A 331-nucleotide genomic window follows, 5' to 3' on the forward strand; every position below is an offset into this window, starting at 1 on the left:
TTGGGTGGCGTGCTGCGCAAGGACGGCAATCGCTGGGTGCCCGAAAGCACCCAGGGCCAGGGGCTGCGCCTCGACCCCGCGTTCCTCGCGGCGGTCAATCGGCTCGCCGAACTGGCCGATGTGCTCTACACCGACGGCGGCATGGGCATCGCCTTCGAGCTGCGGGCCAAGCCGGTACGCGACCTCGTGCAGACCACCCTGACCCTCGATGGGCATCGCCTGGCGTACTTCAACCAGCGGGAACGCTGGCAACGGTTCGACTGGCCCAGCGCGAGCGATCACCCCGGCGCGCGCCTGAGCTGGACCCACGCCAGGAGCGGAGAGCGGCTGC

The 331-nt window shown here is 70.4% G+C and carries 1 protein-coding gene; it reads left to right on the forward strand.

The window, feature by feature from the left end; all coding sequences use genetic code 11:
* Window positions 1–331: type VI secretion IcmF C-terminal domain-containing protein (locus ACYJSS_RS30705; RefSeq protein WP_459481285.1), on the forward strand; the 331-nt coding region annotated here is incomplete at both ends.

It is taken from the genome of Pseudomonas sp. No.21 (assembly GCF_054558415.1).